General features: G+C 30.0%; 21 protein-coding genes. 11 read left to right on the top strand and 10 right to left on the bottom strand.

Going from position 1 to position 25,336, the window contains the following annotated elements; genetic code table 11:
- The first annotated feature begins 109 nt into the window (after window positions 1–109).
- The 3 genes from FIA58_RS19980 to FIA58_RS19970 all read left to right on the top strand — a co-directional run bounded on the left by FIA58_RS19980 (window position 110) and on the right by FIA58_RS19970 (window position 2,436).
- Window positions 110–493 carry a GxxExxY protein gene (locus tag FIA58_RS19980; protein ID WP_140964469.1) on the top strand — a complete coding sequence of 128 codons (384 nt, stop codon included), beginning with the start codon at window positions 110–112 and terminating at the stop codon, window positions 491–493.
- Between the two features lie 69 nt (window positions 494–562).
- Window positions 563–1,690 carry a 2-iminoacetate synthase ThiH gene (gene thiH, locus FIA58_RS19975; RefSeq protein ID WP_140964468.1) on the top strand — a complete coding sequence of 376 codons (1,128 nt, stop codon included), beginning with the start codon at window positions 563–565 and terminating at the stop codon, window positions 1,688–1,690.
- A 35-nt stretch (window positions 1,691–1,725) separates the two neighbouring features.
- Window positions 1,726–2,436, top strand: a complete 711-nt coding sequence (locus tag FIA58_RS19970; protein WP_140964467.1) for a HesA/MoeB/ThiF family protein — start codon at window positions 1,726–1,728, stop codon at window positions 2,434–2,436.
- Here the strand turns inward: FIA58_RS19970 and aat are convergent.
- The 3 genes from aat to FIA58_RS19955 form a co-directional block, all read right to left on the bottom strand.
- Window positions 2,420–3,070: a leucyl/phenylalanyl-tRNA--protein transferase gene (gene aat / locus FIA58_RS19965; protein ID WP_140964466.1), complete on the bottom strand. Its 651-nt coding sequence runs from the start codon at window positions 3,068–3,070 to the stop codon at window positions 2,420–2,422. The genes FIA58_RS19970 and aat overlap by 17 nt on opposite strands.
- Window positions 3,071–3,170: 100 nt before the next feature.
- A complete protein-coding gene (locus FIA58_RS19960) occupies window positions 3,171–3,548 on the bottom strand; it encodes a DUF3127 domain-containing protein (protein WP_140964465.1) in 378 nt (125 codons plus the stop codon).
- 11 nt (window positions 3,549–3,559) lie between these two features.
- On the bottom strand, window positions 3,560–4,435 hold the full coding sequence (locus FIA58_RS19955) for a flavin reductase family protein (RefSeq protein ID WP_140964464.1): 876 nt from the start codon (window positions 4,433–4,435) through the stop codon (window positions 3,560–3,562).
- A gap of 179 nt (window positions 4,436–4,614) precedes the next feature.
- Here FIA58_RS19955 and FIA58_RS19950 point away from each other — a divergent pair, with 179 nt between their 5' ends.
- Complete coding sequence (locus FIA58_RS19950; RefSeq protein WP_140964463.1) at window positions 4,615–5,769, top strand: sensor histidine kinase; 1,155 nt, start codon at window positions 4,615–4,617, stop codon at window positions 5,767–5,769.
- Window positions 5,770–5,800: 31 nt separating this feature from the next.
- Here the strand turns inward: FIA58_RS19950 and FIA58_RS19945 are convergent, their stop codons facing one another.
- Both FIA58_RS19945 and greA read right to left on the bottom strand, forming a co-directional pair.
- Entirely contained in the window at window positions 5,801–6,190 is a 390-nt protein-coding gene (locus FIA58_RS19945; protein ID WP_140964462.1) for an HIT family protein, read from the bottom strand.
- Window positions 6,191–6,193: 3 nt separating this feature from the next.
- Window positions 6,194–6,670: a transcription elongation factor GreA gene (gene greA, locus FIA58_RS19940; RefSeq protein WP_140964461.1), complete on the bottom strand. Its 477-nt coding sequence runs from the start codon at window positions 6,668–6,670 to the stop codon at window positions 6,194–6,196.
- A gap of 157 nt (window positions 6,671–6,827) precedes the next feature.
- Between greA and FIA58_RS19935 the strand changes: the two genes are divergently transcribed.
- Window positions 6,828–7,259 carry a hypothetical protein gene (locus FIA58_RS19935; RefSeq protein WP_208022838.1) on the top strand — a complete coding sequence of 144 codons (432 nt, stop codon included), beginning with the start codon at window positions 6,828–6,830 and terminating at the stop codon, window positions 7,257–7,259.
- A 189-nt stretch (window positions 7,260–7,448) separates the two neighbouring features.
- On the opposite strand, the gene FIA58_RS19930 is transcribed toward FIA58_RS19935, so the two are convergent.
- Entirely contained in the window at window positions 7,449–8,075 is a 627-nt protein-coding gene (locus FIA58_RS19930; protein WP_140964460.1) for an RHS repeat-associated core domain-containing protein, read from the bottom strand.
- Between the two features lie 13 nt (window positions 8,076–8,088).
- Between FIA58_RS19930 and FIA58_RS19925 the strand changes: the two genes are divergently transcribed.
- Together FIA58_RS19925 and FIA58_RS19920 are read left to right on the top strand one after the other, a co-directional pair.
- Window positions 8,089–8,565, top strand: coding sequence for a hypothetical protein (locus tag FIA58_RS19925; RefSeq protein WP_140964459.1), 477 nt, complete (start codon window positions 8,089–8,091; stop codon window positions 8,563–8,565).
- On the top strand, window positions 8,537–9,136 hold the full coding sequence (locus FIA58_RS19920; protein WP_208022837.1) for an SH3 domain-containing protein: 600 nt from the start codon (window positions 8,537–8,539) through the stop codon (window positions 9,134–9,136). Before FIA58_RS19925 ends, FIA58_RS19920 begins: the two co-directional genes overlap by 29 nt.
- A 138-nt stretch (window positions 9,137–9,274) precedes the next feature.
- On the opposite strand, the gene FIA58_RS19915 is transcribed toward FIA58_RS19920, so the two are convergent.
- The 4 genes from FIA58_RS19915 to FIA58_RS19900 all read right to left on the bottom strand — a co-directional run bounded on the left by FIA58_RS19915 (window position 9,275) and on the right by FIA58_RS19900 (window position 19,004).
- Window positions 9,275–10,312: a GMP reductase gene (locus FIA58_RS19915; RefSeq protein WP_140964457.1), complete on the bottom strand. Its 1,038-nt coding sequence runs from the start codon at window positions 10,310–10,312 to the stop codon at window positions 9,275–9,277.
- A gap of 334 nt (window positions 10,313–10,646) precedes the next feature.
- Window positions 10,647–11,564 carry a GYDIA family GHMP kinase gene (locus FIA58_RS19910; RefSeq protein ID WP_140964456.1) on the bottom strand — a complete coding sequence of 306 codons (918 nt, stop codon included), beginning with the start codon at window positions 11,562–11,564 and terminating at the stop codon, window positions 10,647–10,649.
- Between the two features lie 123 nt (window positions 11,565–11,687).
- Window positions 11,688–13,004, bottom strand: coding sequence for a hydroxymethylglutaryl-CoA reductase, degradative (locus FIA58_RS19905; protein WP_140964455.1), 1,317 nt, complete (start codon window positions 13,002–13,004; stop codon window positions 11,688–11,690).
- Window positions 13,005–13,037: 33 nt separating this feature from the next.
- Window positions 13,038–19,004, bottom strand: a complete 5,967-nt coding sequence (locus tag FIA58_RS19900) for a PAS domain S-box protein (protein WP_140964454.1) — start codon at window positions 19,002–19,004, stop codon at window positions 13,038–13,040.
- Between the two features lie 132 nt (window positions 19,005–19,136).
- Between FIA58_RS19900 and FIA58_RS19895 the strand changes: the two genes are divergently transcribed.
- The 4 genes from FIA58_RS19895 to FIA58_RS19880 are packed head-to-tail and all read left to right on the top strand — an operon-like array spanning window position 19,137 to window position 25,213.
- A complete protein-coding gene (locus tag FIA58_RS19895) occupies window positions 19,137–21,308 on the top strand; it encodes a S9 family peptidase (RefSeq protein WP_140964453.1) in 2,172 nt (723 codons plus the stop codon).
- A 1-nt stretch (window position 21,309) separates the two neighbouring features.
- Window positions 21,310–22,869 carry a peptide MFS transporter gene (locus FIA58_RS19890; protein ID WP_140964452.1) on the top strand — a complete coding sequence of 520 codons (1,560 nt, stop codon included), beginning with the start codon at window positions 21,310–21,312 and terminating at the stop codon, window positions 22,867–22,869.
- A 16-nt stretch (window positions 22,870–22,885) separates the two neighbouring features.
- Window positions 22,886–24,697 (top strand): peptide MFS transporter, encoded by a 1,812-nt coding sequence (locus FIA58_RS19885; RefSeq protein ID WP_140964451.1) that lies wholly within the window; start codon window positions 22,886–22,888, stop codon window positions 24,695–24,697.
- A 51-nt stretch (window positions 24,698–24,748) separates the two neighbouring features.
- Window positions 24,749–25,213 carry a thioredoxin family protein gene (locus FIA58_RS19880; protein ID WP_140964450.1) on the top strand — a complete coding sequence of 155 codons (465 nt, stop codon included), beginning with the start codon at window positions 24,749–24,751 and terminating at the stop codon, window positions 25,211–25,213.
- The last annotated feature ends 123 nt before the right edge of the window (window positions 25,214–25,336 follow it).

The following is a 25,336-nucleotide window of genomic DNA, read 5'->3' as shown; positions in this document are numbered from 1 at the left end:
AAATAGCGTAATCTGAGTGCTGAAAATTAAAATTACATAGATTTATATAAGTAAAAGCAGTTAAATCAAAGTGCAACAATAATTCATAATAATTTTAAAATCAGAAAATATGACAGAAAATGAACTATCATACAAAATAAGAGGAGCAATTTTCAAAGTTTACAACACACTTGGTCCTGGGTTGTTTGAATCGGTATATGAAAGTGCTTTATATTATGAATTGAATAAATTAGATTTAAAGGTTGCGAGACAAGTTGAAATTACAATTCCTTATGAAGAAATTGTACTAGATGTTGCTTTTAAAATAGATTTATTGGTTGAAGACAAAGTTATTATAGAATTAAAATCAGTTGAAGACTTAGCACCAATTCATTATAAACAGATCACAAATTATTTAAAACTCACAGATAAAAAATTAGGAATTCTAGTCAATTTCAATACAACTTCAATTCTCGATGATATAAAACGAATAGTAAACAAATTGCAGGAATAGAAAAGCAATTCATACAAAATTAAAAATCTGCCAAAATCAGCGAAATCTGCGTGCTACAAAAAACACAACATGAACACATTCAACGAAATATTCAAAAAATACGATTGGGATTCCATTCAAGAAAGGATTTATTCTGTTACCGCTAAAGACGTGGAACAAAGTCTATCTAAAAACAAATGTACAGTCGATGATTTTTTAAATTTCATCTCACCAGTAGCACAAAATTATTTAGAAGTTATGGCTCAAAAAAGCCATATCCTTACTAAACAACGTTTTGGCAAAACCATTCAAATGTATGCTCCTATGTATTTGAGTAACGAATGTCAGAACATCTGTACCTATTGTGGTTTTAGTTTGGACAATAAAATCAAACGAAAAACCCTAAATGATAGTGAGATAAAAGAAGAGATAAAGGTACTAAAAGAAGCTGGTTTTGATCATATTCTATTGGTTACAGGAGAAGCAAACTATACGGTGAACATTAATTACTTCTTAAATGCCATCACAATTATTCAAGAACATTTTGCTCATATTTCGGTCGAAGTTCAGCCACTCGATGAAGAAGAATATTTGGCTTTACACAAAGCAGGTGTACATGCTGTTTTGGTCTATCAAGAAACATATCACGAAGATGTCTATAAAAAATACCATCCTAAAGGTAAAAAATCAAACTTTGAGTTCCGATTGGAAACTCCCGATAGAATTGGGAAGGCTGGCATTCATAAAATAGGATTAGGTGTTTTATTAGGTTTAGAAAACTGGAGAACTGATAGCTTTTTCAATGCCCTACATATTGATTATTTACAAAAAAAATATTGGCAAAGTAAATATTCTGTTTCTTTTCCACGACTTCGCCCAGCTGAAGGGATTATAGAACCTAATTTCATTATGGATGATAAAGATTTAACACAATTGATTTGCGCTTATCGAATATGGAATCCTGATTTAGAAATTTCCATTTCAACTAGAGAAAATGAAAAGTTCAGAGATAATATTATTCCTATTGGTACCACAACAATGAGTGCAGGGTCTAAAACAAATCCTGGAGGCTATAGTGTTGACAAACAATCGTTAGAACAATTTGAAACGAGTGATGAACGTTCGGCTGCTGAGATAGCAACTATTATCCGGAAAAAAGGTTACGAGCCTGTTTGGAAAGATTGGGACAGGACATTTAGTAATGAAGTAAAGTCTTAAAGTCAAAATAAATACAATTCTTAACTATCTTAAAAATGCTTAATATTCAAGATTACTTACGATATACAAAACCCATGTTACTACCAGAAATTGGTAAAGAAGGTCAGAAAAAAATTAAAAAAGCTAAAGTTTTAGTAATTGGAGCAGGTGGTTTAGGTTGTCCAGTTCTTCAATATTTAGCTTCATCTGGTGTAGGAACTATTGGCATCGTTGATTTTGATTTTGTAGACTTATCCAATTTACACCGACAAATTTTATATTCAGAGCATGCTATTGGTTTACCCAAAGTAAAAATTGCAAATGAGGTTTTAAAAATATTAAATCCAAATAGTAATTATATTTCTTTCGAAGAAAAAATAACATCTGAAAATTGCAAAAAAATACTTTCTCAATTTGATATTATTGTTGATGGTTGCGATAATTTTGCCACACGCTATTTGGTGAATGATACCTGTGTGCAATTGGGAAAACCATTAGTTTACGGAAGCATTTTAAAATTTGAAGGACAAATTGCTGTTTTCAATAATAAAGGAAGCAAAAACCTTCGTCATTTATTTCCAGAACCACCTAATCCTAAAGATGTACCAAATTGTAGTTTGAATGGCGTTTTAGGAACTTTACCAGGAATTATCGGTACAATGATGGCTCATGAAACTTTAAAAATTATAGCTCATTTGCCTTGTTTGACAAATGAAATTATTGTTTTTAATACACTGGAATGGAATTTTGTTAAGTTGAAATTTTAGGGTACTTCAAAACCATCATAAAGTCATCTCTATCAATTTCAACACATCCTAAAGAAGCTAAATGTTCATTATACACTTGACAGTCTAGAACTCTGTAGTTATTTTGTTCCAAATGTTTTGCTAAGTGAATAAAAGCTACTTTACTAGCATTAGAAACTTTAGAAAACATACTTTCTCCACAAAAGATATGACCTAAATCGATTCCATACAAGCCACCAACTAATTCATCTTCTTGCCAAACTTCAATGCTTTTTGCTACACCAATTTCATGTAATTTGCAATACGCTTCCACCATTTCATTAGTAATCCAAGTTCCAGGTTGGTCTTTTCGTTTGATTTTTTTACAATTTGAGATAACTGCTCTAAAAGCAGTATTGAATGTTACTTTGAATTTCTTTTGATTGAGTACATTTCGCATACTCTTAGAAATTTTTAAATCTTCAAAAAATAGCACCATTCGCTCTTCTGGTGACCACCACATGATAGGCTCATCATCTTCAAACCAAGGGAAAATACCGCTTTTATAGGCCAATAGCAATCGCTCAGTTGACAAATCGCCTCCAATTGCTAGAATACCTTCTGGTGAAGCTTCCTCCACTGGTGGGAAATACAAATCTTTTGTTAGAAAATACATTTTAAAATTGTAAAAAGTCAAAAGTCTTAAAGTGAAAGATCAAAATTCCAATGAAAAATGACTTTATACTTTAAGACTTTATACTTTAAGACGTAATTTATTAAAAAGGTAAATCGTCGTGCTCTTCTTCGTTAAAATTAGTAGCTGGCTCAAAAGCCTCTGATGCTGGCATAGGAGGCATTTGACCTGTTACTGGAGCTTCTGGTTGCATTTTTTCAATTCTCCACCCTTGAATTGAGTTGAAATATTTAGTTTCTCCTTGTGGATTAACCCATTCTCTTCCTCTCAAGTTGATAGAAACTTTTACTTGTTCTCCTGGAGCATAATTGTTTAATAAATCCGTTTTATCTTGAGTAAACTCAATCATTATATGTTGTGGATATTGCTCTTCAGTCGTTACAACTAATTCTCTTTTTTTGAATGTCGCACTTATTTGCTGTTCTGGATTAATTACCTTTACTCTTCCTGTTACTTCCATTTCTTATAAATTTATTTATTTGCTAATAGTACTTTCCAAGCACTTAAAACCTCATTTTTATCAATATACTGTTTGGCTAATTCGTGTTTTTTAGTTTCATCATCACCACTTAAAACTGCTTTAACATTAAAATTTTCGTTTACAAAGATAGTAATTTCTTCTTCAGATGGAATACTTTCAATATTTCCTAAAATTCCTAAATCATTTCCATTAAAAACTGTACTATTCTTAATAAAATCTGGAATAGTATCTACACCAATCCCAAGAGTTGAAATTGGCTTCTCTACCTCAAATAATCCCATATTTGCTCTACTATACCAATTTCCGCCACATCTTGCTACTAAATCTATTTTGTGTTGGTCAATTATTCCATTCGCATCTAAAACTGCTTCATCAATATGAATTTTAACTACTTCACAAATGATTAAATTTCCAGCACCTCCTTCATTTCCTAATGCAATTATTTCATTTACTTTACATTCAAATTGCACTGGACTTTCAGCCACACGAAAAGGTTTTACTAAATCAGATTTTAGCATAGTTAAACCTGCTTTTTCAAATTCATTTACACCATCTGGATATTCTGTACTAGACAAAGACATTTGTTGCACAATCTCATAATTCACTACATTAATAACAACTTCTTTAGTATTTTTAGAATTAATTAAAGTATGCTTTACAGAATTATTTCTCACTCTTCTAGCTGGAGAAAAAATTAAGATAGGTGGATTTGAACTGAACACATTAAAAAAACTAAATGGAGAAAGATTTGAATTCCCATTTTCATCAATTGTACTAGCAAAAGCAATTGGTCTTGGAGCTACTGCTCCTTGTAAATAACCTTGTAATTTTGCTGGAGAAATATCATTTGGATTTATTGATACCATAGGTAAATAAGATTTTTACAAATTTACATAAAATTAAATCGAACCCAAATTGAAAAGTGATTTATATCAATTCCTTTTATTTTTCTAAAAACAAAATATACTTGTAAAAGGAACGTTTTATACTTGAAAACCCTTTTAACAAGAACTATTTTTAGTATTTTTACTTTTAAATTAGTCTTATGCAATTTTCCGAAAAACGAAATTTAACCCGTTGGCTCATCATATTAGCTTCCTTTTTAATTGTTATCATTATTCTTTGGAATACCTATATTTTTTTTCAAATCTTCAAAGAAGATGAACGAAATAAAATGGAACTTTGGGCCAAAGCCCAAAGTAATTTATTATCAGCTGATTTAGAAAACTACGATCCTGAATTAAATCTATTTATATTAGAAAACAACAAAACAATTCCATTAATTCTTACTGAAAATGATAACGTTATAGGTATTAACAACATTGACTATTTAGAAGTAAGAGACTCATTAGAACTCAAAAAAAAGATAAAACAATTAGAAAGGGAAAATAAGCCATTAGAGATGGAATTTAGTAAGGGGAAAATTCAATATCTCTATTATGGTAATTCAAACCTCATAAATAAATTAAAATTTTATCCAATTGCTCTTTTGCTAATTATAATTTTATTTATTGGATTAATCTATAATTTTTACAGAGCAACAAAAATGGCTATCCAGAACAAACTTTGGGCAGGAATGGCAAAAGAAACGGCACATCAAATTGGGACACCATTATCCTCGTTGATTGGCTGGTTAGAAATTCTCAAGTTAGACAATGTAGAACCTTCAACTATTACAGAAATCGAAAAAGATATTGATCGATTACAAACCATAACAGATCGTTTTTCAAAAATTGGTAGTGAACCCATCTTGGAAGAAAAAGATATAGTGGAAGAAACTAAAAATTCTTTTGAATATCTAAAACTAAGAACCTCTAAACATGTAGAATTTAGTTTTTCTAGTCTGGAAAAATCCATTATGATTCCTATTAACCCCATTTTACATAGTTGGACAATAGAGAATTTGGTTAAGAATGCTATTGATGCTATGAAAGGAAAAGGGAAACTTAATGTTTCTATAACTGAAGATAAAAACAAAGTTAGAATTAAAGTTTCAGACACAGGAAAAGGCATTCCGAAAAATCAATTTACAAAGATATTTGAACCTGGTTTCACAACAAAAAAAAGAGGATGGGGACTTGGTTTGTCACTTACTAAAAGAATAGTCCAGGAGTATCACAAAGGCCAAATAAAAGTAATTAGTTCAGAAATAGGAAAAGGAACTACAATTCAAGTTAGTTATAATAAAAAAGTTTTGTAATAAAGAAATCCCGATTTTATCGGGATTTCTTTTATATATTTTCAGCGATTTCTTTTGCAATTTGTTCGAATTCTAATTTTTCTAAACTTATTTTTCGTTGAAAGCGCATATCATCCATATCTTGTAAAGGAATTAAATGAACATGTACATGTGGTACTTCTAAACCTACTACTGCCACTCCAACTCGTTTACAATCTATTGATTTTTCTAAAGCTTTTGCGATTTTTTTAGAGAAAGACATTAGACCAAGATATAAATCTTCATCCATATCAAAAATCTTATTAATTTCTACCTTAGGCACACACAAAGTATGTCCTTTCGCATTAGGATTTACATCTAAAAAAGCAATAAAATTTTCATCCTCAGCTATTTTATAACAAGGTATCTCTCCGCTAATAATTTTTGTAAAAATAGAAGCCATAGTTTATTCTCTTGTAATTTCTAATACTTCAAAATTTAAAGTTCCGTTTGGTACTTTAATTTCTGCTATTTCACCTACTTTTTTTCCTAATAAACCTTTTCCAATAGGAGAAGTTACAGAAATTTTACCAGTTTTTAAATCGGCTTCACTTTCAGCAACTAAGGTATATTTCATTTCCATACCATTAGTTTGATTTTTTAATTTAACAGTAGATAAAACAAGTGCTTTAGAGACATCTAATTGAGATTCGTCAATTAAACGAGCATTAGAAACGAGTTCTTCCATTTTAGAAATCTTCATTTCTAAAAGGCCTTGTGCTTCTTTAGCCGCATCATATTCTGCATTTTCAGACAAATCTCCTTTGTCTCTTGCTTCTGCTATGGCTTGAGAGGCTTTAGGGCGTTCTATACTTTTTAATTGATCTAATTCTTCTCTAAGTTTTTTTAATCCTTCTGCTGTGTAATAAGATACTGTGCTCATAACTTCATCGTTTATATAAATAGAAAGAATCCCACCGAATGGGATTCCTTTACGCAAAGGTAGTAATTATTTTTTTTAAATATAATTTATGACTCTTTTTTAGCTAGTCAAAGTTAAATAAATTAAATTTGATTCTTAAAATTTATATTCATTAAAAATGAAAAAAAAAATTCTATATTTCTTCACTATTATTTTTTTAATAAGTTGTAGTAAAGATAGTGCAATAAACAACAAAAACCCTTATTTACCGAATTATCCTGTAGATTTAACTATAAATCTCAATTTACCAGAATACAATAACTTACAGTTTGTGAGCAACTCTGTCTACATTAATAATGGTGCTGCTGGTGTAAGAGGAATATTTGTATTCAATGCTGGTAGTAATAACTATGTAGCTTTTGATGCAGCATGTCCAAATCAAGCATTAAGTAGTTGTTCAACTATGACCATTAATGGCATTAAAGCTGTTTGTGCATGTGATGATGCTGAATATAGTTTCTTTACAGGTCAAGCACCAAATAAACAATACCCTATGAAACAATATCGTGTACAACAGGTTAATGGTACAACTTTAAGAGTCTACAATTAAAATCAAAATACACAAAAAACATCTCAAAAAAATACCTATATTTGAGATAACAAAACGTTCTTACAAACAGCATAAAAAAGCTCTATTTTAGGTCGTAAAAATGTCGAAAAGCGCCTAAAAGTGCATTTTTAAGCATTTTTACATAGCTGTAATATATTGCAAATACTGATGCTAGTCACATTTTGACTACTATCCTTTTGGGTTGTTAGGTTTGGCTGGGTTAAAATCATTCATTGTTGGAACTCTTCCCCCGTCTAATACTCTAAGAGCTGGATATTGTCCTTTATGCATTCCTAAAACAGCAGTATACATTCCTGGTTTTGAAGTTGGTAAATTTTTAATATCAGCTGGATAAGATGTTCCTTTAAACTCTTTTATGTCAGTTTCTGTAAGACCATATGTTGTTATAGTTGCTGTACCTATTTGTTTACGATTTTTAGTTGGATTTTCTGGATTAAAAGTGCCTGGATCATTAACATAAACTGCATATTTATATATCTGATTCGCTGGGTCAGGTGCATCATCTACCCATTTAAAGCCAGTCACATTACCATCTTTATCAATTACAGGAGTCCAAGATAAACCATTTAGATCAATACCATCTATAGGTCTATTAGCTGCAAAACTATAGGCTGAGATACCTGGATATTCTCTAAAAACAGGATCTAAGCTCAAAAACCTACCCACTCGAGGGTCATGCATTCTAAAAGTGTAATTTAAAGAATTTCCTTCCCCTTTTAACTCATCATCTTTTTCTTGTCCTTGGAAACCGTAACGGTAGGCTGTGTTTGAGTGCGTGCGTCCTGGCAAGGTCATTCCAAAAGGAGGGATGGATGGTCAAAATATGCATTCGGCTTGGCCTGATCCTTGGAATAAGAATTTTAATAAGTATAAAAGCGACCCAGTAACAGGGTACAATAGTAGAGGAAAGAGTCCAACTTCAGCAGGTTGTTTTTTAGTAGATCCGGCCAGATATATTGAATTTTTATCTGTTTTTGCTCAAGAATCACTCGATAAAATTGATAAAGAGCTGAATATTATAAATGTTAATTTACTTAACTATTTTGGAGCTTCTCTGCAATTTTCGAAAAAAGAAAAATTGATGATGATAGGAAAGAATCGATTAGTAAAAGCTCAAATTGGAGTTGGAGTACATAGAGATAATCCAATAAAAATTGAAATAGAAACAATGGAAATTTATGTAGCACCATGGTTAGAGACAATAAAAACAGACCTGCCTGTAGTTAAGGATAAATATGAGTTTCCAGAAAAACAAAATGACAAAAAAGATAAAAAAGATGGATAAAAATAATAGATTTATTTATAGTGTTTTATTATTTCAAATTATTTTTTTATTAATTTCTTGCAAAAATAATAAAGAAACAGGAGCGCTGAGTAAAACATCAACTAATGACAAAATAAATATTGACACTTTAATAATTGAAACAAAGTGTAGTTTTGAAACCTATGTTGTATACAAAGATTCAATACCGCTTTTTGAGTTACCTGAAGGGAATATCGTAAAATATTTTAGATTTGAAGACGATCTTGAATATGATTATGGAGGTGGTTTTTTATTTAAAAAATCGGCTAATGGATGGTTGCAAATTGGCAAAGATGAATTCAATCCAAAGTTTGAGAATTTATGGATTAAGTCTGAAAATATAGAGATTAGCACAAATAATTATGCTGATAATAAGATAAATTTATACGAAAAACCTACTAAAAACTCACAGATAATAGGATATATAAACAAAGAAGTTAGATTAAACGTAATAAATTGTAGTTCTGATTGGGTTTTTGTTAAATACAACAACATAAAAGGCTGGCTACCATTTGAAAATATTTGCACCAATCCTGTGACTAACTGTAATTAAATAGGATTTCTTCAGGTAGTCGAGCATCTCTAAATAATCAGCAACGCTTCCGCGAGCTTCTAGCTCGTGGACAAGACAAAGAACAAAAAGCAACTTTTAACAAGTTGCTTTTTTACATATATAGAGTTACTAAAAAAATTAATTATAAACCCTATTTTCCTGTTCCGCTACTCTTATAAAAGTAGTTCTTTTAGTGAGTTCTTTTAACTTAGAAGCTCCTACATAAGTACATGTACTTCTTAAACCGCCAAGAATATCTTGAACAGTATCTTCTACTTTTCCTTTGAAAGCAACTTTCACGGTTTTGCCTTCACTAGCTCTATAATTAGCTACTCCACCAACATACTTTTCCATAGCAGTTTCCGAACTCATGCCATAAAATTGTTTGTATTTTTCTCCTTTTATTTCTATTACTTCTCCTCCACTCTCTTCATGACCGGCAAGCATGCCTCCTAGCATTACAAAGTCTGCTCCTGCTCCAAAGGCTTTGGCTACATCTCCTGGAATGGCACAACCTCCATCGCTTATGATTTGACCTCCAAGTCCGTGAGCAGCATCTGCACATTCAATTATGGCTGAAAGTTGGGGATAACCTACACCCGTTTTTACCCGAGTCGTACAAACCGAACCCGGCCCAATGCCCACTTTAATAATATCTGCTCCTGCTAATAAAAGTTCTTCTACCATTTCACCAGTTACTACATTACCTGCAATAATGACTTTATCTGGAAAATTTTTACGTGATTGTTTTACAAATTTTACAAAATGTTCCGAATAACCATTGGCTACATCAATGCAAATAAATTTAAGCTTAGAGGAAAGTTCAAAAATTTCCTTAATCTTTTTTTCATCTTCTTTTCCTGTTCCTGTACTTACTGCAATATAATCTGTGACATTTTCTGAAGCATTTTTTAGAAAATCACTCCACTCTTCAATAGTGTAATGTTTATGAATGGCTGTGAATATTTTATGTTTTGCCAATTCGATTGCCATTTCAAAAGTTCCCACTGTATCCATATTTGCGGCCATAATAGGCACACCATTCCAAATTACAGAACTATGCAAAAATTTGAAGTTACGTTCCAAATCTACTTGCGCCCTACTGCTTAAGGTAGAACGTTTAGGACGAATCATAACATCTTTAAATCCTAATTTTAAGTCGGTTTCTATTCTCATTTTTATAGTGCTTTATCCAAAAGTATTGTTTTCTTTTTGTAAAAAATAAAAATAAGAAGAAAATGATTAACACTGTAGTTTTTTTCAATAAGAATAAATCAAGAAGATTCTTATTCCCAACTCTTTACCCATATCGAAAACACTAATTTTATGATTTTTTTGGAGCACAAAAACTGTCCTTTGGTAGAAAAACACACTCGCTATCCACTATATCTTTTCTTTAAAAAAAAGAAAAGGATGCCGTTCCTATCGAGGCTATAATTGACGTTTAGAATTTCTATACATCATTTTAATTAAAATCAAAATAATTATTTAATTATTAAATAATTAATTCTCACAACACCATTTCCTCATAACTCAAAATCGTAGTATAACCTTTATCTATAAAATACTCTTTTGGGTTGTTTTTTGAAATTACCATAACAAAATCGCCTCCCCATGCTCCTAGACTTTTTGCTACACCTTTGAAGTCGTGGAACAATTGTTCTTTTACGGTTTGAGTTTCTAAAACATCACTCATGATGGCTTGGTGTTTTTCCATTAATAAGGCAAAGTCTCTTCCTTCTGTTACTTGTAATGCTTCTTGAGTAATGGCATTTATTTTTGCAATTACTTTATCTACTCGGTGTTGTTTATTGATATAGTTAGCAATAGCGGATTTACTACTTTGTTTTTTGTTGAGATACACAAAGTGAATGTTTTCTTTAAAAGGCGGATCGAAATGTACTATTTCGGTGGTTGGTTTTCCATTTTCTACAGCATACAGTATAGGTCTGTTATTTTGCGCACATGCGATATCGTAACCACTCCCTCCAAAACTTTTTTGTAGTAGTTCAAACGCATCTATTTCAAGCCAAAGTCCAATATTGTTAATTAAGGTAGAAGAAGTACCTAAACCCCAAAGTCGGGGAAAAGTTAAATGGGTTTCTATAGTATAGCCTTCACTTTCAGTTAAGAATTTCGGATTTTGAACAAATGCTTGATGCAGAATTTCTAATAAAGTATTTTTAATTTTCGAATTAGATTCTTGTACTTTTTTATGTTGAATTTCTTCGAATGTTAAGACATCTTGAAACCAAATTGTAGCATCAGAATCAAAACTTTTCCAATTAATTTCTTTGTTTTTCCCTGAATCAACCACTAAATTTTGTCCGAATTTTGTGGGAACGGCTAATGCTTTTGCTCCGTCTAGAACGACATATTCTCCTGTAAGCAATAGTTTTCCGTTACTATAAAAGGTTTGTTTTTGCATGCTTATTTTGTTTTAGCCCTGATTGCAGCGGCATCCTTTCTTTGCGTATTACTTTCTTGTTTTTAACTACTTAGTTTCTCGCAAAGAAAGATATAGCGGAAAGCAGGAAATAGCTCCTAAAAATTATTTTCTTAAACTTTCTAAATAATCGACCACTAAACTGTGCGAAATAGTAGTGTTTTTGAAATAATCTAGCACTTGTGCTTTCTCTTCTTTAGTTGCTTGGTGTTGGTTTAAAATGTTATTGATGTGCATTTTCATGTGTCCTTGCTGAATTCCTGTAGTAGTTAGCGAACGAACAGCTGCAAAGTTTTGAGCCAATCCAGTTACAGCTACAATTTTCATTAATTCCTCAGCACTTGGATTTCCCAACATTTCTAGAGAAAATTTCACTAAGGGATGTAAAGTTGTTAAACCACCAATGGTTCCTAACGCTAAAGGCACTTCGATCCAAAACGTAAAAATATCATTTTCAATTTTGGCATGAGACAAACTGCTATATTGCCCTGATTTACTAGCATAAGCATGAACTCCAGCTTCGATAGCTCTAAAGTCGTTACCTGTTGCTAAAACTACGGCATCGATACCGTTCATGATACCTTTGTTGTGTGTCACTGCTCTGTAAGGTTCGATTTCGGCTATTTTTACAGCATTTACAAATTTTTCGGCAAACTCTTTTGAATCAATCGAAGGATCTTCACTCATTTGAGAAATCGAACAAGAAACCTCAGCCCTAACGATACAATTGGGCACATAATTGCTCAAAATACTCATAATCACTTGAATGTTCTTCTCCGTTTCAGTAAATCCTGAATATTCTTGTGCTTCGTTTTCTAAGGTTTTGGCAAACTGTTCCAAACACGTATTGATGAAATTAGCACCCATACTGTCTTTTGTGTTAAAAGTGGCATGCAGTTGGTAATAGTTGGATAATTGAGCTGTTTTATCCTTTAATTGTATATCCAAAATGCCTCCACCACGCTTTTGCATGTTTTTTGTAAAAGCTTCCGTATCTGCAAAGAATTTTGATTTTATTTGATTGAAAAAAGTGTGCAATTTTTCAAAATCTCCATTAAAAAGAAAATGAACTTGACCTATTTTTTCAGTACTAATTACAGTTGCTTTAAAACCACCTCTTTCTCCCCAAAACTTAGCGGCTTTTGAAGCTGCTGCTACAACAGAACTTTCCTCAATAGCCATAGGAATGGTATAGCTTTTTCCATTAATCTCAAAATTAGGAGCTACTCCGTAAGGCAAATAAAAATTAGTTAAAGTGTTTTCTATAAACTCATCGTGCAATTTTTGTAAATTTTCACTAGAATTCCAATACTGAGTGACAATTTGTTTCGCTTCTAAAGGATTAGAAAAATAGGTTTCAGTAATCCAATTGATTTTTTCTTCTTTAGATAATTTTGAAAAACCTTTTATATTTTGGGTCATAAACTATATCTTCTTTAAATGACTGCAAAGATACTAAACGGAAATTTTATGAACCGTTTTTATCCACTTAATTACTGTTTTTTCAAAATATTCTTTATCGATCGGTTTTAAAATAAAATCATTCATACCTATATCTAAACATTTTTCTTTTTCTCCTGTAATAACACCTGCTGTTAGAGCAATAATAACTACTTCTGCATTCATTTTTCGTATTACTTCTGTTGCTTCATAACCATTCATTATTGGCATTTGAATATCCATTAGAATTATTTCTGGATTTGTTTTTTTAAACACTTCAATAGCTTGAAGTCCATTAGACGCTTCTGAAAGAATGGCATTTGGCAATGCTTTTAAAAGTAATGTTTTTGTAAGTAACATATTAACTTTGTTGTCTTCAACTATTAAAATATTGATTTTATTTTTATCATTATTTACTAAGGTTAAATCGACTATTTCATTATCAAGAAAAGGATTATTTATTTTATTTAAATAATTTTGAAGTACATTAATTTTCAAAGGTTTTATAACATTATGGATATTCTTAAAACTTTTGTTTGAAATAAAATCGGAAGTTGAATTTTGCATGATAATTAGATGCCTATGCTGATTTTGACTAACAACATCGATTATTTCATGAGTAACTTTCTTATTTAAAAATTCATAATCAATGAGTATAAGATCATACTCTTCCTTATTTGTTATTATACTCGGTAAATCTGTTTTTGTAGAAATAGTTTTACATGGTAAGTTTAAGGAACGAAACATTCTTTCAATAACTTCACAAACTAAAGGATTATCTTCGACTACAAGTGCTCTTTTTAGTTTGTTATTTAAAATATTTTTATTCCCACACGGTTCTGTTTTAAGTTCAATTTCAAAACTAAAACTACTTCCTTTTTTTACTTCACTATTAATCTCTAACTGACTGTACATTAATTTCAAAAGACTATTCGTAATGGATAACCCTAAACCTGTCCCTCCAAAATTCCTTGTAGTTGAGCTGTCTTCTTGTGAAAAAGCTTCTAATATCTTTCCTTTATTCTCTGGTTTGATTCCAATTCCTGTATCTTTTACTTCAAAACGTATTTTTGATTTACTTTCCCTAACTTTTGAAGCGGTAATATTTAATTCAATTTGTCCTTTTAGAGTGAATTTAACTGCATTACTAAGTAAATTTTGTAAAATTTGTCTCAAACGAACTTCATCTGTCCATATATTACACTCTATATGTTCCTGAACATTTACAATAAGTTCTATGTTCTTTTGATGAGCTGTAAACTTAACCATATCTACAGACTGGTTTATAATTGTATGCAAACTTGTTTTACTATTTTCCAAAGATAACTTACCAGCCTCTATTTTTGATAAATCTAAAATATCATTAACCACATCTAATAAAGACTCGGCAGATTGATTAACTGTTTGTAAATATTGTTTTTGAACTTCTGTTATTCTTGTATTAAGAAGTAATTTACTAAATCCAATGATTCCATTCAAAGGTGTTCTTATTTCATGACTCATGTTTGCTAAGAACTCTGATTTTGCTTTATTAGAAGTTTCCGCTAATTCTCTGGCTAATATTGCCTCTTCTGCTTTTTTTCTTTCTGTAATATCAATTAATACTCCTTCTAAATACTCAACTACATCATTAACTATAATTGCTTCACCATGTTCCTCAATCCATATTTCTGTACCATCTTTTTTAATTAATCTACTTGTTACTAAAAATGATTTTTTTTCTTTTATAGCTTTATCAATTTCTTGAAGTGCCTTAGCTTTATCATCTGGATGATACAATTGATGAAGTCTTACTCTTTCTGAAAAGAAATCTTCTTTTGAATAACCTGTTAATTTTTCAAATTCATTATTAAGAAAAACTTTTGTTCTTTTTTTATCAAATTTAACTAGGTAAACTCCTCCTGGAATATTATTAGCTAATAGTTTAAACTTTTCTTCACTCTCTTGTAGTGCTTTTTTATTTTTAATTCTAATGATTGAAGTCGCAATATTATTTGCCAATGTTTCTAAAATAATTATCTCTTCTTTATCCCAAACTCTAACAATTTTAAAATTATCAAAACCTAAATAACCTATTAATTTATTAATATGAAAAACTGGTACCAAAAGTGATGAAAGAATTCCTCTTTCTTTTAAACTTTTTTTATGTTCTACATTTATTATATCATCAGTTATGATTTGAAAAGATTTGTTTTTAAATAAAGCTTCAAATATTTGAGGGTATTGAGATGTTTTTAATCCTTTAAAATTAGGATTATTAGTATTCAATATCTCTTTTTCAACAAACCATTCAAATTTTTGATTCACAACCTTTTGTTCTGGGTCATATTCATAAAAGCAAACTCTATCAGACTGTATTGCTTTAGCAAGATCACCTAAGGTTTTATCAAAAATTTTATCAACATCATCTTTTTGAATTAATTTATTGGTGTATTTAGATAAATGCGTTAATATATTATTTTTATAAATAATTTGTTCTTCAAGTTTTTTCGTATTGGTAATATCTCTCATTACACAAGAAAAACCTGTTAAGTTATTATCTAAATCCCTCTTAATTCTAACTTTTTGGGAAAACCAAACCATTTTTCCAGACTTTGCCTTAACTGGTATTACATAAGCCTCAAAATCATTTTGTTCTTTATTTTCTGGGATATAAAACCTCAATACTTTAGCTTTATCTTCAGTTCTTAAAAAATGAGTGAAATGCGCACCAATGATTTCTTCTCTCCTATATCCAAGAATACGAAGTGTCGCATCATTAATAAGGGTAATAAAACCCTGTTTATTAGCATCATATATTATATCTGGTGCATTTTGAATTAATGTTTGATATTCATATTCTGCAATTATCTTTTGAGTAATATCATGGCCTGTTGCAATAAATAAATCATCTGAATACTTAAAATCACTCCATTGAATGTATTTGTAATCTCCTGAACTTGTTTTTAATTTTCTAACATGAACAGTGTCTGGCTGAAATTTAATATTGTAATCTATTTTTTCAAACTCTTCATCTTCTGTTAAATTCCAAAATTCATAATTTAATACTTGATCTGGTGTATAACCTAATACTGCTGTTATTGAATCACTACAGAAAACAACACTGCCAAATTTATTACAAGCAATAGTGATAGAATTAGACTGATTAATAATATTATTTGTAAAAACTAGTTTATCATGAGTGTTCAAGAAGTTAATTCTTCTATAGAAATTGATAATTGTAATTATAAATGAAGCACTTAGCAACTGAATATAAATCCCCTTATTTTCATCTTCTAAAATCAATAAACACAATACGAGAGCAACAATTATAACCGTGTAAATAATGTAATTTCTAAATTTTTTAAAAACATTATAAGAAAAGAAGAGCAACAATAAAAATTCGGAAAAATTAACAAAATTAATTTCTGAATAGCTTAGATTATTCAAAACAACTAACGTGATAAGAATAAAAAAGAATCTAAAAATCCATTCTAAATTTTTCTTTATCTTATGAATATAAGAAAACAGATATAAAAAAACAGAACAAAAACCAAGAATAATTTTTGTAATTACCTCATTTTCATTATAAATTTCAAAAACAAAATAAGCTATTTGTGTAGTAATAATGATTATTCCAAAATACAAAAAGTAATTTTTTAAATCATTTTGCAATTCGTTTTCAGATATGTTTTTCACAAAATCCTTATTATATCTTGAAGAGTCTCTCACTAGATAATTAAAGGCGAAAATTGTTAATGAACAAATGAGCAAAATAAACCACCAAGTTTTATAAAATGGTGTTCGAATAACAAAAGAATAGTACGTAACACTTCCTAAATCATTTCCTAATGAATCAACCTCTTTTACATAAAACTTATAACTCCCTGGTGGTAAATTATAATAACTTATATCCTTGTTTTTTGTAGGTTTAGTCCAAAAATCATTTAATCCATTTAGCTTGTAAGAATAATAGTTGTTTTGAGCTAAAGAACTATTTATTTGTCCAATATTGAAACTAAGGGAATTATCAGAATGTCCAAAGCGATGATTTTCGTTAGGAACATTAAAATATTTATTATTTTCTTTTACATCATAATCTTTATTGTTTACAAGCAATTTAGTTATGTAAATAGGTGTTAATCTTTTAGCTTTGCGTTCTTTTTGATTTTTGAAATAATACTTATATAATCCTTTTACTGTACCAAAATATATATTGCCCTCATGATCAATATAATCCGATTTAGTATTCGTTTCAATTCCATCAAACATATTACTAGAATTCAAACTCTCTACATTTATTATTTCTCCGTTTTTACCAGTAGTAATCCTTTCTAATCCTAAGTTTGATCCGACTAATACATTATCATTTATGCCAGTTAATGTATATATTAATGTAGACGAAAGACCATCGCTAGTTTCAAATGACTTTATTTTATGCTCACTATTTACAGAATAAATTTTATTTTCACCAGCATACCATACTGTATTATATTTATCTTTAGCACTTAAGAATAATAATTTATTAAGTATCTTCTTCTTAACTTTAAATTCTTCGTTTTCAAAGTATAAAGAATACAAGCCTATTGCTGAAGCTACTAGCCATTCATTCTCCTTGACTTTTTCAACACTATATACATTTGTAACTTTTTTATTCTTAAAGAAATGCCCAATTTTTTTAAAATCTGAGTCTAAAATTATAAGACCATCTCCTATTGTTGTTACCCAAATACGTTTTTTATCATCTTTTTTTAATGAAGAAACGACAATATCAGGTATCACTTCATTTATTAAATCATTATTGTATGTAAAAAGCCCCTTTTCAGATCCAATAAGTAACTTTTCATCAAAATCTAAAAGATTAACAACCCTTGTATTGAAATCTATTTTTTTCTTAAATTCTAAATCAAAAACATCTTTTCTCTTAAAAACATTCAATCCATAATCTCTGCTATAAACAAATAAATCTTTTTTGTGTTCGGAAACAGCAAATATGGATTTTGTCTTTAGTTCAGGTAAATTATTATACTTAACAAAAGTCTGATTACTAAACTGAATAACACCTAGCGTTGTTGAGCCTAAAAACAAACTACTATTTTCAACAAAAATATCATTAATCTCAGTATTTGGAAATCCATTTTCTGAATCAATAATTGTATAATTTCCGCTTTTATAAACTACTCCGACACCTTCAAAGTTTTTACCTGAAATCCAAATATTTCCAGAATCGGTTTTATAAATGTTATTAATGTGAATATTTTCTTCTGAATTTCCTTTAACAGTCGCAATTAATCTATTATAAATATATTTATCCTTGTTAAAATGAACTATATAGATATTCCCTTTATCGTCTCCTATATAATTAAATGTGTTTTTAGTTTCAGTTATACAGATGTCTTTATTTTCGAAGTCAAGTAAAAAAAATCTATTATCCGTATATTGAAATAACCCTTTATCAGTTGCTATTAGTAAACTTTTGTTTTCTAATTTACTAACCGTATTTATTTTGGTGATTTTTTTGCTTTCAATACTTAAAAGTGGGTGGATCTTTGAATTTTCATCTATAGAATAAATTCTATTTTCACTAATGCCATAAATTATGTCTCCAACCTTAATGATTTTACGAATTACATCAATCTCATTACCTACAAACAAATAGTCTATACTTTTAATAAACTCTTTACCATTAAAAACTAATATTCCTCTATACTTTGTTAATAAAAAAAGCTTACCATCATTTTCAGCAATATCGGTTATAAAAAAATTCTCTACATCCTTGAATTTATTATAATTAATAAAACTATTACCATCATAACGAATTAAGCCCGTTCCATTAGATCCATACCAAAGAAGACCATTGCTGCTCTTAAATATTTTATTGACAGAAGAAGTAGGGAAACCTTTTTCCTGATTTATTATTTCAAAGTTATATTGCTGACTATAATTTGGGAAAGAAATCAGTAATAAAAATGAAAATAAAATTAAATGGTAAAGTTTAATCATATTCAGTAAATAGCAGGAAGTTAAGCTTGTAAAAATATGAAAAAAAAAACATCTTTACCAAAATAAGTTAAATTTGATGGATATTTGATAAAAAATCCCTATTATTGGGGGGTTTTTAATAAATAAAACAATATGACAATCAAGAAAATTACCACACTTTTTTTATTTATCGCTTCTTTTTCAATAGTTGCGCAACAAAAAATAACCCTTGAAGAAATTTGGTCGGGAGCCTTTAGAACCAAAGGTATGGATGAGCTTCATGCCATGAAAAACACTAATCAATATACTGTTTTAGATTTTAACAGAACTAGTAGAAGTATGCAAATCGACTTGTATGATTTTGCAACTTTAGAAAAGATCTCTACACTAATTGACACAAAAGACTTTCAAGAATTATCTTCAATAGACAGTTACACATTCGATAAAACCGAATCTAAAATACTATTAGCAACAAATTCTTCCCCTATTTTTAGACATTCTTTTATTGCTGATTATTTTGTTTACGATATCAAAAGCAAATCGTTAAAAAAATTCACAGAGAAACAAATTCAAGAGCCTACTTTTTCTTCAGATGGCTCAAAAATTGCTTACGCTTTTGAAAACAATTTGTACATTTATGATGTAATTACACAAACTCATTTACAAATTACTCAAGATGGCAAGAAAAATGCAATAATTAATGGAATTACTGATTGGGTTTACGAAGAAGAGTTTGCTTTTGTAAAAGCTTTTGATTGGAACAAAACAGGAGACAAAATTGCTTTTATTCGCTTTGATGAAACTGATGTTCCAGAATTCTCAATGGATATTTATAATGAAGGCCTTTATCCAACTCAAACTGTTTTTAAATATCCTAAAGCAGGAGAAAAAAATGCACTTGTTTCCTTACATATCTATGATTTGAAAACAAATGTTAGTACTAAAATTGATTTAGGTAATTACTCAGATTTTTATATTCCAAGAATTGAATGGACAAATGAAGCGAATACTTTAAGTGCTCAAATAATGAATCGTCATCAAAATAATTTAGACTTGCACTTTATTGATGCTGTTTCTGGTAAAACAAAAATTGTTTTGAATGAAAAAGACAAAGCTTATGTTGACATTACTGATAATTTAACCTTTTTAGTGGATAATAGTTTTATCTGGACATCAGAAAAAGATGGATTTAACCATGTTTACCACTATGACAAAAATGGAAAGTTACAGAACCAAATCACTAAAGGAGATTGGGAAGTAACAGCCTATTATGGTTACGACGAAAAGAACAAGACAATTTATTATCAATCTGTTGAAAACGGCTCTATAAATCGCGATGTCTATTCCATCAATATTTCTGGTAAAAAGAAAACTAAATTAACTACAAAAACAGGCACTAATGACGCTACATTTAGTCCAAATTTTCAATATTTTATAAACACTTATTCCAGTGCTACTAATGCTCCATTATATACTTTGAACGAATCCAAAACAGGAAAAGAATTAAAAAAAATTCAGTCTAATGAAGAACTTGAAGCTAAAGTAGCGACATATGATATTGCTCCAAAAGAATTCTTTACTTTAACTACTTCTAAAGGATATACTTTAAATGCTTGGTCTATTAAACCAAAAGATTTTGATACTTCAAAAAAATATCCTGTATTAATGTACCAATACTCTGGTCCTGGTTCTCAACAAGTAGCCAATCAATGGAATTCTGCAAATGATTATTGGTATTATATGTTGGCACAAAAAGGTTATATAGTAATTTGTGTAGACGGTAGAGGAACTGGTTTTAAAGGAGCTGATTTTAAAAAAGTTACTTATAAAGAATTAGGGAAATATGAAGTTGAAGACCAAATAGACGCTGCAAAAGAAATAGCTAAATACAATTATGTAGATCCTTCAAGAATTGGAATTTGGGGATGGAGTTATGGTGGTTTTATGAGCAGTAATTGTATTTTAAAAGGAAACGATGTCTTCAAAACAGCTATTGCAGTAGCTCCTGTTACAAGTTGGAGATACTATGACTCTATTTACACAGAAAGATACATGCAAACTCCACAAGAAAATGCTAGTGGTTATGACAATAATTCACCAATTAACCATGTAGAAAAACTAAAAGGAAATTATCTTTTAATACATGGAACAGCGGATGACAATGTACATGTTCAAAATACCATGAAGATGATTGAAGCATTAGTACAAGCTAACAAACAATTTGATTGGGCTATTTATCCTGATAAGAATCACGGAATTTACGGTGGTAAAACCCGACTTCAATTATACACAAAAATGACTAACTTTTTACTAGAAAAACTATAATATGAGTGATAAAACTATCGATCAAAAAGAATTATTTGGACATCCAATAGGGTTATTTGTTTTATTTGCAACGGAAATGTGGGAACGTTTTTCATTCTATGGAATGAAAGCTTTATTAGTTTTTTATCTTGTAAAATATCATCTATTCACTGACGAAATTGGAAATTTAACTGTTGGAAGCTATGCAGCATTAGTTTATGCTTTACCTGTATTAGGTGGATATTTAGCAGATAAATATTTAGGATTTAGAAAAGCTGTTATTTTTGGCGGAATACTACTAGTTATTGGACATATTGGAATGGCTTTTGAAGGAAATCAGGCTGTAAAATTAGCCGATGGAATTATTAAGAGAGATGAAAATGCACTTCAGATATTTTACTTTTCCCTTGCATTTATAATTATGGGTGTTGGTTTTTTAAAAGCAAATATTTCATCAATTGTAGGAGAATTATATGCAGTAGGTGATAAACGTAGAGATTCTGGATTTACTATTTTCTACATGGGAATTAACTTAGGATCTCTTCTAGCAACAATAATCTGTGGTTGGTTAGGAGAAACCTATGGATGGGGTTATGGTTTTGGAGCAGCTGGAATAGGAATGACTTTAGGCTTAATTACTTTTGTAATGGGACAAAAATATTTTAAAGGGAAAGCAGAGCCTAAAGATTTAGAACTTTTAAATAAGAAAACTGCTGGACTTTCAACTGAAAAATGGATATACATATTGTCAACGTTAGGAATAATTATAGTATGGCAAATGGTTCAAAATCATTCAGTAGTTGAAAAATTATTATTAGGCTCAGGGATTGTTTCTCTAGTTTATATTGTTTACTACATGATTGCAAAATCAGGTAAAATCGAAAGAAATAGATTATTAGCATTAACTATTTTAATTATATTTTCAGTTTTATTCTGGGCATTATTTGAACAAGCCTATACCTCATTAAATTTATTCGCAGATAGAATATTAGATAGAAATGTTTTTGGCTATGAAGTACCAGCTTCAATATTTTTAAGCTTTAATGCTTTATTTATTGTTTTATTTGCTCCTGTTTTTGCATGGATTTGGGTTAAATTAAGCAAAAAGAAAATGAATCCGAATGCTGCAGTTAAATTTGGTCTTGGAATAATGTTAGCTGGGTTAGGATTTGGAGTGCTTGTTTATGGTGGAAGAATATCCGGAACAGGTGAAGTGGCTATTATTTGGCTAGTCTTAACTTATATGATACACACTTGGGGGGAATTATGCGTTTCACCTGTAGGATTATCCTATGTTACAAAATTATCTCCTGTAAAAATTGTTGGTTTTATGATGGGTGTTTGGTTTTTGGCAACAGCTGGAGCTGAATATATAGCATCAGTATTAGCAAATATTGCTAGCATACCATCCGTAGCAGGTGAAGTTGCAGATATGCAATTAGCTAAAATGAGTTATCTAAACTTATTTGAAAAATTATTTTATACTGGTATCGTTTGTGGTGTTATTCTCTTAGCACTTTCGCCTTTTATTAATAAATTAATGCATGGTATCGACGATACTAATGAAGAAGAATCTAACTAACTTACAATTATAAACTATGAGTCAAAATTCAACTGATCAATTTTTTAAAAGTACCGTTTTAGGTCATCCATCTGGATTATTTGTATTATTCTTTACAGAAATGTGGGAGCGATTTTCATTTTACGGAATGCGTTCCTTATTAATATTATTTTTAACTGCTTCTGCTTTTGGTGAAATGCCTGGCTGGGGCTGGACAAGGGAAAATGCATCTGCTTTATTTGGTTCCTATGTTGGTTTGGTCTATTTATCAACTATGTTAGGTGGTTATTTTGCAGATAAAATAATTGGATTTAGATGGGCAGTCGTTGTTGGTGCAACTTTAATGACATTAGGTCATGCGTCTATGGCTATTGAAACAGAATTTTCAATTTACTTAGGTTTAATTTTATTAGTTTTTGGTAATGGTTTCTTTAAACCAAACATGACTTCAATTATTTCCGAAATGTATAAGCACAGACCCGAAAAAAAAGATGGTGCTTACACTTTATTTTATATGGGTGTTAATGCTGGAGCTTTTTTTGGAATATTACTTTGTGGTTATTTAGGTGAAAAAGTTGGCTGGACATATGGTTTTGGTTTAGCTGGAATTTTTATGTTTTTTGGAATGTTACAATTTTGGTTATCACAGAATATTTTTGGTGACATTGGTTTAAAACCAACAGCAGAAAGCAAAGCAAAATCAGAATCAGAAGATACTGACAAAAGAAATCCTTTTACAAAATTAGAGTTAGGAATAATTATTATTTGTTCAATTTTGGGACTACTTTGGATTATTAATGATCCTGCATCAAAAATCTCAAATGGTTCAGTGAATATATTTGGTTTTTTAGGAGAAAATGGTAACAACATTGCTATTGTTTCGGCTTTACTATTATTTGTTATTTTATTAGTAGTACGTTTAATAAAATATTCTCAAGTAACAAGAGAAAAACTAATTGCAGTTACATTTTTTGCTTTCTTAACTATTTTCTTTTGGGCAATTTTTGAACAATCACCAAACTCATTAACAATTTTTGCTAGTGATTATACAGACAGAGTTCTAGTTGGCAGTTGGAGTACTTTTTTCTTAATTATAAACTCATTAATAACTGTAGTACCTTTAGCCATTATTACATGGGTTTTATATTTACTTTTTAAGCAAACTTTTAAAAATTATGCTATTGCTAATATTATCCTTGCAACAAGTTTCGTTATCATATGGGCTATTGCAATATGGATGTTAGTGAAAGATTTCTACACCGCAGGATTTCTATCGTTATCAGATTCTACATTAGAAATGCTGAAAATAGATAAAGTATCAAAAGCTATAACTGAAGTTCCCGCTACATGGTTCTCTACTTTAAATTCATTATTTATAATTTCATTAGCTCCGTTATTTTCTAAATGGTGGGAAAGCAAATATAACCCTAGTGCAAACATGAAATATGGAGTAGGAATGGGATTATTAGCCTTAGGAATGGCTTGCGTAGCAATTGGGGCAACAGGCATTGAACCAGGGGCAAAAACTGCTTCCGTAAGCATGATTTGGTTAATTTTAGTATATTTATTCCACACAATGGGAGAATTATGCATATCTCCTGTAGGTTTATCATATGTAAGTAAACTAGTTCCTGCAAGAATGATTGCCTTTATGTTTGGAGTATGGTATCTAGCCGTTGCGATTGGAATGAAAGGAGCTGGTAAATTTGGAGAAAACATCGACAAAATAGCTAATGAACATGGTTTAAGCTACTTCTTTTGGATGTTAACAATTGTGTCCATAGTAATAGCTGTATTCTCTATTTTAATGACTCCTATTATAAAAAAACTAATGCATGATGTAAGATAACAAACAAAAAATGGCATCTTTTTTGCCTAACTTTGTATAAAATTAAAGAATATGAAAAAACTATTTTTATTTATAGCAATCATTACATTTAGTCTAACAGGTACTGCACAAGAATTAACTTGGCATACAGACATGGCTAAGGCATCTGAATTATCAATTAAAGAAAAAAAACCTTTATTATTGTTTTTTACAGGTTCTGATTGGTGCGGATGGTGCATTCGCCTTCAAAAAGAGGTTTTAAAAACTGCTGAATTTGAAAAATGGGCTAAAGAAAATGTCATTTTAGTGGAACTTGATTTTCCAAGAAGAACTCCTCAAGATGAAGCTATTAAAGCACAAAATTACCAAATGCAAAATATGTTCCAAGTAAGAGGTTATCCAACGATTTGGTTCGCAAATCCTGAAAAAACGGAGGAAGGTAAAATGAATTTAAAAGGCATTGGAAGTACTGGCTATGTAGCTGGTGGTCCTAAAGTTTGGCTAGATGGTGCATCAAAGATCGTTGCCAATAAATAATAAAATCTTATTTCAACCTATAAAATCCCTTTTCAGCAGTAGCATGAAAAGGGATTTTTTCTTGCTTACAAGTTACTTCCCATTGGTTAACTAAATAAAAAGAATTACTATTATCTGCAATAA

The sequence above is a fragment of the Flavobacterium jejuense genome (assembly GCF_006491595.2).
Lineage (GTDB): Bacteria > Bacteroidota > Bacteroidia > Flavobacteriales > Flavobacteriaceae > Flavobacterium > Flavobacterium jejuense.
This window is presented reverse-complemented; position numbering and strand designations above follow the sequence as displayed.